The organism is Pedobacter sp. 01N416 (assembly GCF_056399685.1).
Genome location: NZ_JBFTRT010000289.1, coordinates 1 through 9,908 on the forward strand (window position 1 = coordinate 1; position 9,908 = coordinate 9,908).

At 43.2% G+C, this 9,908-nt stretch carries 8 protein-coding genes; all 8 read left to right on the forward strand.

What is annotated here, in order from left to right:
• A partial coding sequence (locus AC1DND_RS16240) for a PKD domain-containing protein (protein WP_477583149.1) occupies nucleotides 1-2,639 on the forward strand: 2,639 nt, incomplete at its 5' end.
• 22 nt (nucleotides 2,640-2,661) lie between these two features.
• Nucleotides 2,662-4,107, forward strand: a complete 1,446-nt coding sequence (locus AC1DND_RS16245; RefSeq protein WP_477583151.1) for a DUF6443 domain-containing protein — start codon at nucleotides 2,662-2,664, stop codon at nucleotides 4,105-4,107.
• 70 nt (nucleotides 4,108-4,177) lie between these two features.
• Nucleotides 4,178-6,139, forward strand: coding sequence for an RHS repeat domain-containing protein (locus AC1DND_RS16250; RefSeq protein WP_477583152.1), 1,962 nt, complete (start codon nucleotides 4,178-4,180; stop codon nucleotides 6,137-6,139).
• A 201-nt stretch (nucleotides 6,140-6,340) separates the two neighbouring features.
• Complete coding sequence (locus AC1DND_RS16255) at nucleotides 6,341-6,943, forward strand: Imm26 family immunity protein (protein ID WP_477583153.1); 603 nt, start codon at nucleotides 6,341-6,343, stop codon at nucleotides 6,941-6,943.
• Between the two features lie 226 nt (nucleotides 6,944-7,169).
• Complete coding sequence (locus AC1DND_RS16260; RefSeq protein WP_477583155.1) at nucleotides 7,170-7,841, forward strand: hypothetical protein; 672 nt, start codon at nucleotides 7,170-7,172, stop codon at nucleotides 7,839-7,841.
• Between the two features lie 485 nt (nucleotides 7,842-8,326).
• Nucleotides 8,327-9,112 (forward strand): hypothetical protein, encoded by a 786-nt coding sequence (locus AC1DND_RS16265; protein WP_477583157.1) that lies wholly within the window; start codon nucleotides 8,327-8,329, stop codon nucleotides 9,110-9,112.
• 12 nt (nucleotides 9,113-9,124) lie between these two features.
• The gene (locus AC1DND_RS16270; protein WP_477583158.1) at nucleotides 9,125-9,544 is read left to right on the forward strand and encodes a hypothetical protein; all 420 of its coding nucleotides are present in this window, start codon (nucleotides 9,125-9,127) and stop codon (nucleotides 9,542-9,544) included.
• A gap of 80 nt (nucleotides 9,545-9,624) precedes the next feature.
• Nucleotides 9,625-9,888 carry a hypothetical protein gene (locus AC1DND_RS16275; protein ID WP_477583160.1) on the forward strand — a complete coding sequence of 88 codons (264 nt, stop codon included), beginning with the start codon at nucleotides 9,625-9,627 and terminating at the stop codon, nucleotides 9,886-9,888.
• Nucleotides 9,889-9,908: the final 20 nt, after the last annotated feature.

Consider the following 9,908-nt stretch of genomic DNA (forward strand, 5'->3'; position numbering starts at 1 on the left):
ACATAAACCCATCCAGTTCGGCCTATGAACATTACAGGAATATTCCGGGAGGGAATCCAGGGGTATTTAGTTATAACATTCCAGGTTCGGTAAGGCCGGTATCGCAGTCTTCCATGATGGCCGGTACGCTCGCCACGATATATTCACGGTATACGGGAGGCAGTACCCGGTTGGAATATGAACCCAATGATTATTATGATGCAACGGCCGGAACGGTAGTACAGGGCGGTGGTTTACGAATCAAAAAAATCAGTTCAACAGACGGAACTAATCCTTCTGGCGATATTATCACCAACTACAGTTATGTTGATCCGACAACTGGACTGTCTAGCGGAAAACCTGTAAATGTGCCTTTGTTATCTTTTACTACCCCGTTTTATGGATCTGGTACAGCAGAATATATGCTACAGAACTCGGTAATCCGGTTGGAAGAAAATATCTCCCAGGAAGAAACGGGGGTACTCTACAGTCACGTGCGAGTTTCGAAAGCAGGAATAGGAAGTTCTCTTTATGAGTACCTGCTGCCGGCTACCAATTGGGATGCCAGCTGGGGCAGCGACTGGTTTCCAACGCTAAATAACTTTGGAAGAACATCTTGTGTCAGCGGTGGCTATATGACCAATGAAAAAAATACTTACCCTTTCGCGCCGAACACAAATTATGACTTTGAAAGAGGGCTTCTTAAAAAACTTGCGCAGTATGATGAGAATGGAAACAAAGTAAKGGAATCAGTTTACAACTATGCCAGGACTGGATCGCCTTTGGTAATCGGTGCCTTAAGATTTGAAGAAAATGCGGGCGCTATGGCTTATGCAAAATATACTGTTTTTTCTGGAGTGGGTAATTTAACCGTGCAGGAAGACAATACGGTTTTCGATGCGCCATCACTGAGCCAGGCGAATCATACCACAACGAGTTATACCTATGGCAGTTCAGCGCATAAGGAAGTAACAGCAAAAAACCAGGTGCTGAGTGATGGAAGTATCGCAAGGACCTTTTTTAAATATATTAAGGATTATGGTGCTTCTCCTTCAGCTGATCCCTTTGTACAATCGATATATAACCTCTCACAGCAAGGAATAAATATACCGTTGGAGTCTTATAATCAGCTAGAGCGGAATGGCATAAACCGGACGATATCGGCATCTCTTACCGGGTTGAAAACATGGGGGTTTTCTTATCGTCCGAGTCTGGATCTGCCGGATAGCCAGTTTAGTTTTCTTAACGCTGCCGGGGTGAGCGATTTCCAACCTTCATCTATTTCTGGCGGTGTCTTTTCGAAGGATTCAAGGTATATTAATAAACAGCAAATACTTGACTATGATAAAAATGCTAACGCGACAACCGTTCTAATGAATGGGATTAATCGTAAGGCTGTGGTTACCGATCAATTGAATTCTCAGCCTGTAGCTGTATTCGAGAACGCCGGGATTGGTGAGATCGCTTACGAAAACTTTGAATTTCATTATCTGGAAACTAATTTTACTTACAGTGTTAATCCAAGTAATAACAGTTTCGTCTTACAGCCAAGGTCGGGAAATTATGCCTTCAATATAACTGCTGATAATGTGCTCTCCCGGTCAATAACAAAGTTGGCCGGTAGAAAGTATTACATTTTTTCTTTGTGGATGAATACTTCTGTTTCAGGAAACATCAATATTTCGCTAAGCGGTACACAGGCCGTCGTCCTGCCATACCCGAGTACCGGGGGACAGTGGAAGTACTACCAGGTAAAAGTACCTGTTGCCAACCTTCAGGCTAACTTTACGCTATCTTTCCAGTGTTCCAGCGCTGCGCTGATTGATGATATTATTTTTTATCCCGCCGATGCAACGGTATCCAGCTTTGGATACGATAAAGATTCTTTTCTGAAGACCTCCGCTACGAATACCAATGGAATTGCGGAGTATTATCAATATGATAAATACCTCAGGCTGAAGAATGTGTTGGATCAGGATAAAAACATTGTATTGAAAAAGACCTATATATCAAAAGAAGATCAGGATAATTTTAAAGCTGAAATCGGGGGATATCAAAATCCGCTGGTAAATTATCCCTATACGTTTATAGATGGTAGCCCTGGTACTACTTGGAATTCAGCGGGAATTTCCTATACCTGGAACTTCGGAGATGGTACCGGTACACAATCGACCAGCCAGCTTTTTGGTGAGCTATCACATACCTATGCTGCCGCGGGAAGTTACGTAGTAACGTTTACGAAAACCCTGCAGCCATTTGGGACCGTTAGTGCCACCCAAACAGTTGTCGTGGGCAATTCTACCGATCCGGTAAAGGTTTATGGTGCTGGTTCAATGACGTTGACATTTTCTCAGAATTCGGTGATTAAATACGTTTTTAATGCTGCTGATCTTGCTACTGGCATGTCAACAGTAGAGCCTGGAGTATACGATTTGAAGCTTGCTGCAAGTGGACAATACTCCTCGTCAAATCCATCCGGATACAAGGCTGTTGGCTACCATGCTTATTCGACCCCAAATACTGGTTTAGTTGAGGATTGTCGGGCGTCTATGCCAACTTCAAATCAATATTATTTTAATGGATTAAATCTTACAGGAAAGTACTCCATTAGCTTCTATCTGGATACTAATGCAACATGCATACCTAACGAAATTGAATAACAAGGTCAAAAAGAATACGATCATGAGAACACAGTATATATTTACTACAATATTTTTGGCATTAATTTCTTTGGTTGGCTCTGTTTTTGGGCAAAACCGGAGCTACATCCAGGAGGATGTAGTAAAGGTGCCGGGAATAAGTACAGACGTTCAGGTCTTTGCGCTCCCTGTAGCAGACCGGACTACGTCGCGTACCTATTTTGATGGTCTGGGCAGGCCTGTTCTGTCTGTCGCCGTGGGGGCGAGCCCTGGTGGAAAAGACATTGTCCAACCTGTTGTATACGACAACCTTGGGAGGCAGAGCATTAGTTACCTGCCCTATGCCTCATCAAATGCGGGCGGGGCATTCAGGACGAATGCAAGCTCAGAGCAGTCCGGTTTTTATGCAACTACGGGGCAAAAAACGGCGGTTGATGCAAACCCATACAGTCAGCAGCTTTTTGATAACAGCCCATTGCAGCGGGTGCTTCAGGCAGGGTCTTTTGGCAGCGGTTTTCAGCCTGGTCAGCACCAGACAGGTTTTACCTACCGGACGAACCTTTCCAGCGAAACCGTCCGGAGATGGAATGCGGACGGGTCGGCCAATGGTATCTTTGATGCGGGCACGCTCTCTGTAAACGGGGCAACTGATGGAGAAAACGGTCAGATTATGGTCTATACCGACAATAACGGGAAAACGGTGCTAAAAAAGCAGCTTTTGGACCAGGGAGGCGTAACATGGGTGGAGACCTATTATGTTTACGACGATCTGGGTCAATTGGTTTTTGTGGTGCCGCCCAAGGCTGTAGCACTTATGGCCAGTTATGGGAACTACAGTCTTCAGCAGGCAGAAATACAGAAACTACTCTTTGTTTATGTTTATGATGACAGGGGCAGGCAGGTTGAACGGACGGTTCCGGGAGGCGGCACCAGTTACCTGGTGTACGATCCTTTTGACAGGGTCGTGCTTGCCCAGGATGCAAACCTGAGGTCACAGCAGAAATGGAACTATATCAAATATGACAGCCGTAACACCCCGGTGATGCAGGGTATTTACCATAACAGCAGTTATACCACAAGGTCGTCGATGCAAGGGCTGGTGAACGGTCTGGATTTTTCGGTCAATACGGCCGAGGAACGGAACGGGGATGGGGCAAACGGTTATTATACCAATAACTGTTTCCCGAACTTGGAGATTGAGCCTTTGGCCTACAGTTATTATGATGATTACGATCTTGACGGCAATGGTTCGGCCGATTATACCTATCAGAACCAGGGCATGGGCGGAGAAGGCGCACAGGCTGCCTATATTAGCGGAATGCCGACGGTAGTGAGAAAACGCACTGTGGGCAGCGGTCTTTCCAATGTCTGGCTGACCGCTGTGATGTTCTACGATGCGAAAGGAAGAGTGGTCCAGAGCCAGAGCAACAACCAACTGAATACAGCAGTGAGCAGTACAAGTACGACCGTTCTGGGCTTTACCGGGTAAGCTGCACAGTACCAACGGTGGCGGAAGTTACCTGCAGTCTGTAGATTACCGTTACAACATCCAGGGGCAGATGACCAGTATCAATAACAGTAGCCTGAGCGTAGATGAGCGGAACGATGATTACAATGATGTGTTCGGGATGGACCTGTTGTACAGTCAGGGAGATGGGGACATCGGTAGTAGCGGTTATTTCAATGGGATGCTATCTGCGGTAAAGTGGAAAGTCAATGCACTGGGCGTGGCCACGGGGAACGAAAGGAGTTATAGGTTTGTTTATGATAAGCTGATGCGTTTGAATGCGGCTGTTTATGCAGAGCGCAGCGGTGGCGGTGCCTGGGACGGTAATGGAGCTTTTGATGAAAAGAACATCAGTTATGACCTTAACGGAAATATCTTAACTTTACAGCGCAATGCGATATTGAGCGGCAGCATAACTGCAGTTGACGACCTGAACTATAGTTACGACGGAAACCAACTCAGCAATGTAAGCGATGGAACAGGTGGGGCCTATGGTATCTTTGGTTTCAAGAACCTGACCGGTTCGGGAGCAGGTTACGCTTATGATGCCGCGGGCAATATGACCGGTGATGCGAAGAAGGGCATCAGCCTTGACTATAATATACTGAACCGTACCGATAAGGTAACGATAAATACTGCAACAGGGCGGTATATTGCCTATACCTACGATGCAGGCGGAGGGCTGATCCGCAAGCAGGCCTTCGATAACAATAACCTGGTGAAGACCACCGATTACATCGGAGGTTTTGTTTACGAGGATAATGTGCTGTCCTATGTTGGTATGGCAGAGGGCAGGGTCCGCAACAGCAACGGTACGCTGAAGCTGGAGTATATGATCAAGGACCAGCAGGGCAATGTGAGGGTGAGCTTTGAGGAGCAGGGCGGGGTGGCCGTGGTAAGGCAGGAGAACAGTTATTATCCGTTTGGACTGACAATGCCGGGAAGCGTGATGCCGACGGCGGCAAACAAAAACCTGTACAACGGTGGCAGCGAATGGCAGGACGACTTTGGAGATCTGCCGGATCTGCAGCAGACGTTTTACCGGATGTACGATGCGGCATTGGGCAGGTTTGTATCGGCTGATCCGATGGCGGAGGCGAGTGAAAGCATGACGGTTTACCAGTATGCACTGAACAGCCCGTTGATCTTCAATGATCCGTTGGGGGATAAGGCAGCTGGGGGAGTAACTGGACAATACGCTGATTTTTGGAATACTGCACTTTCCTATACCAGGAGTTATGGCGCATCTTGGGATGGCGCATCTGGCTTTAGTGCCTTTGGGTCCGATCTGGAAGGTTTCACGAGAGGCGCAGCAACCATGAGTGAGAATGGCACTTGGGGAATGAATGGTTGGGCTCAGGACTATGCTTCTGCATCACAGGCTTTTTATGATAATACAGGTACTAGGGCACTGAATGCTGATAAAGATGGTTACATTTCTACCGGATTCTATTACAGAGATGGACAAGGGAAAGCTGTAACTAAGAATGGTGTAAGTGGAGAAAGTACTGCTTACTTTGTTGGTCAGAAAAGTGTTGGGGAGAAAATTTGGGATTACTTTTATGATGAAGGCGCCAAAAAAAGGGTTAGTAGCCTTCTCAAAGGAGATTTTTTGGGGTATATTGATTATGGCGATGCGCCTGTGATCAGTTTAGGAGGGGTAGGAAATGCAGGGAAAACGATAAACGGAGTAAGAGTTGCACTTAGCGGTTCTAAAAGCGCTTCTCCAGTACTCTATACTGTTTACAAAGCCATAACGAAAAATGGTGGGGTTTATTGGGGAATGACTAAAAATTTAAGTTTGCGAACAGCGCAGCATGGAGAAAGATTTGTTTCAATTATCGGAGTCCACGTAGGTATTGCTGGGAGAGGGGCAGCGAGGGGTGTAGAGCAGCTCATGATTGATGGAGCCGGTGGAATTAAAAATTTAGAAAATACAATAAACAGTATAGGTTTACATAATCCAAATATTTTAAAATATTACCAAGATGCAGTTAAATTTTTAACTAATTAAGGATTGAAGAGAATATAGTAATATTTTGAGTAAAAAATCTTTAGTATTGTTAAAACAAAATTGGGGATTGATATTCAGGCCATTTGCCATATGGGCATTGGGATAGTAAGATAATTAGAATTAAAATTCTTAAAGAGAAATAAAATTATTGTAATAGCCAAATTTGGCTATGTCATGAAGCAAACTATTATTTAATATAAAATGGCAAGAGTGAAAGTTAAAAGTGGAGATATTTATCAGATTGGTCTACCCAATAATCTTGGTTTTGCATATGTAAAGTGTGTTAATCTCTTGGAATTTATGCCTGATACTCAATATGCCACGATGATTATGGTTTATAATATCAGGTCTTCTATATCATTACAATTGGGTAGCGAAATCATAGATAAAGAACTTATCTTATGTCCACTTTTGATTGCAGGAATCTTGCCTGCAATTAAAAGTGGAACATGGAAATTAATAGGGAATATACCCACAAGTGCAGCTGATTTTATATTGCCGGAATACAAGAGGGGTGAGCCGGATGATAGCCCCAAAAAATGGTATTTTATATCTAATTTGGATATTCGTGAAAAAGTGGAATCTGATTTTAATCAGGTTAAGCATTTAGAAACTTTCGGAGCGACAGGATCTGAACTTGTTGGGGTAAAAATTGCAATGGCACTGCTGCAAGATGAAGGTAAAGCAATAGAGGAATATTTTGAGCTTGATGAGTTTTATATTAAGTATTATTATAATGAGGTTACTACGATAGCTCCTTATTATAAGCAACCAGAATACATGCAAGGAAAAGCCATTCGATGATCTGCAGCATGCCGAATTATTATTGCCCGGTCATATTCTTATAATTGAGGTTTCACAAGAGGCACAGCAACCATGAGTGAGAACGGCACCGGGGAATGAACGGTAAGGCTCAAGACTATGCTTCTGCATCCCAGGCTTTTTATGATAATGCAGGTACCAAGCCGGATGTACGATGCGGCACTGGACAGGTTTGTATCGGCTTATCCGATGGCGGAGGAGTGAAAGCATGACGGTTTATCAGTATGCGCTGAACAGCCCGTTGATCTTCAATGATCCGTTAGGGGATAAGGCAGCTGGGGGAGTAACTGGACAATACGCTGATTTTTGGAATACTGCACTTTCCTATACCAGGAGTTATGGCGCATCTGGCTTTAGTGCCTTTGGGTCCGATCTGGAAGGTTTCACGAGAGGCGCAGCAACCATGAGTGAGAACGGGACTTGGGGGATGAACGGTTGGGCTCAGGACTATGCTTCTGCTTCACAGGCTTTTTATGATAATACAGGTGCCAGAGCACTGACTGCTGATAAAGATGGTTACATTTCTACCGGGTTCTATTACAGAGATGGACAAGGGAAAGCTGTAACTAAGAATGGTGTAAGTGGAGAATACACTACGGTCTATATTGGCAAACAAGAACACTCTGCGCGAGCGGCAGGAAGCTTTACAGATGAACTTGGGCAAGTGTTGAATCTAGGAGGTATAGTTTGGGGTGGAACTGAACTAGCTTTGCAAACAATTCGACAAAATAATGGTCCACAAGCAATTGGGCGATTCCTGGGATTTGGAACGCAAAGGACTGCCGGAGCGTTGAAAGGAACACTAGGGTATGGTGTAATCGAATTAGGTTCCTGGCTTTACAATGGAAAGTCCATAGAGCAGAATATTTTTGACAAATAAAGATTTTAGACAAGATGATATTAGATCTTTTAATGTTTATAACGCATAGTTTTTTAATGCTTATTAAAAGGGCGAATCCAAAAGGCATTGTGCTACGAAGTCTCAACATCGTTTCTGTGATGATTGCCAATATACTTGTATTCCTTTTTTCGGTCGTTTATATGTTCTTAATCAGTTTAAAGTTAATAGGTTATAGCAGGCCATTGGTCGTGACCATAATATTGCTGCTTTGGTTAATGGCTTTTATTGGAATGCGATGGAAGTACAGAAATGTTTACAGTAAAGTAATAAAAAAAGCCACAGGCAGGTACCCCTTCAGTGATCGAAAAATTACTGTTCTCTTTTTTGTATGCTTTTTGACTTCCTTTATAATTGTTGGTTTTGGAGTTTTATGTTTCAGGATGTATTTTTACGGATAAGTTCAACGCCAGCAGTGTCCTTTCTAAGGGTTTCTTTAATTTCCTCATGATCTGATCATTCGCTAAGTGCAAAAATATGGCTCATCGGAGAATGCCTTTTATGGTGGGGCTGAGAACATGCAAGCAACTGGGCAATGGGGTCTTTATAACGGCTGGGCAACCGATTACATTTCGGCAGCTAACGAGTATAATAGCCTTGTTGGAGACAGTGCCCATGTTACTACAAATATAAATGATGGATATATTCAAACAACAGCATGGTATAGAGATGCTGGAGGTAATGGGGCTACGGTTAATGGGAATAGCGCATACGGAATAATTTACAAGGTAGGTATGAGTGCCTCGGATGGCACGCCTGAAAGAAAAGGTGTTGGGCAGCTAGGGGAATTAGAGAGTCTGATACCGGTTTGGGGTTCTGGACGTGCGGCTATCGATCACTTTCAAAATGGGGAATACTGGAGAGGATTAGCTTATACTGCGTTAGCTGTGAGTGACGTTTTTCTAGTAGAATCGGTGGCAAAGGGCATTGGCAAAGGGGCTTGGAAATTAGGCTCCCATTCTTGGAGCGCAACGCGCAAATGGATGGTAAATAAAGGGTATGCTGGAGCAGGTGAGCCCCTGCATCATTGGGCTATTACTCAAGCCATCGCTAAAAAATATGGGCTAGAAGCTGTTTCAGATCAGCCGTGGAATCTAGTCAAGTTCTCTAATCAAAGCATACACATTAGAGCAGGTCACGGACTAAATTATTTAGGACAACCGGGTTATAGCATGTTGGGACAATTTTGGCATGGCACACCAACTTGGTTTAAAGCTGGAGTTGTTTCAGTGGGCGGGCGTAGTGTAAATTAATTATAAGGTAAAATGAAAGTGGAATTAAATTACCCAATTATTGTTCTTTCTAAGAAGGATAACATGGTTTATGTTTATTTTAAAGAAAAGGATTTTAAATCAACAAGTGAAGAACTTTTAAAGAAGATCGACTTTGCAAATTTGGAGGTCATAGATAGCTTAGGGCATAACTATAAAATAAACAAGGCTTATAAAATAAAATACCTTGGATTGTGGGGATATAACCCACTATTGAAAGGAAGACAGATACTTATTGATTTTGAATATGATTCAGAGGTTCAAATGATATCACTTGAAGATTTTAAAGCGGAAATTATCAAAAGACTCGAGAAAAAAAAGAAACTTTGGGAGATGAGCTACGATTTTCAAGAATTAAAACATAGAGTATATCACAGTCCGAGCTTTAGTACGATAGCTCAGCTACTAAAATAGTTTTTTATAACATTAGCGAAAAACATTAAATCTTAGTTGGTATTGAGCCAACGTTTTTCCATTAGGTTTGCAGCTTATATATGAAAAATATTAAATTATCTATCAATCAGGTCTTATCTGATTGGGATCCTTTAAATGTGGGTAGAGATATAGCCTCAGATGAATATAGCAAATACATTGGTGGTATCTTGAAATACATAAATAATCAAGAACAGTTAACCAGTTATTTGGAGAAAATCCTTGTGCAGGATCTCGATACAGGGTACGATAAGCACAATCGCGAAGATAAGGATTCAGTTGCGCTCATTGTTGAAAAGTTAAAAAAATTGGTTCTCGAGGAGTAAAGGCAAGCGATAGTATGAAC

Coding starts and splice junctions, on each gene's coding strand:
- AC1DND_RS16275 (WP_477583160.1), top strand. CDS start 9,625: ATGAAAAATATTAAATTATCTATCAATCAGGTCTTATCTGATTGGGAT.
- AC1DND_RS16255 (WP_477583153.1), top strand. CDS start 6,341: ATGGCAAGAGTGAAAGTTAAAAGTGGAGATATTTATCAGATTGGTCTA.
- AC1DND_RS16270 (WP_477583158.1), top strand. CDS start 9,125: ATGAAAGTGGAATTAAATTACCCAATTATTGTTCTTTCTAAGAAGGAT.
- AC1DND_RS16245 (WP_477583151.1), top strand. CDS start 2,662: ATGAGAACACAGTATATATTTACTACAATATTTTTGGCATTAATTTCT.
- AC1DND_RS16250 (WP_477583152.1), top strand. CDS start 4,178: ATGACCAGTATCAATAACAGTAGCCTGAGCGTAGATGAGCGGAACGAT.
- AC1DND_RS16260 (WP_477583155.1), top strand. CDS start 7,170: ATGACGGTTTATCAGTATGCGCTGAACAGCCCGTTGATCTTCAATGAT.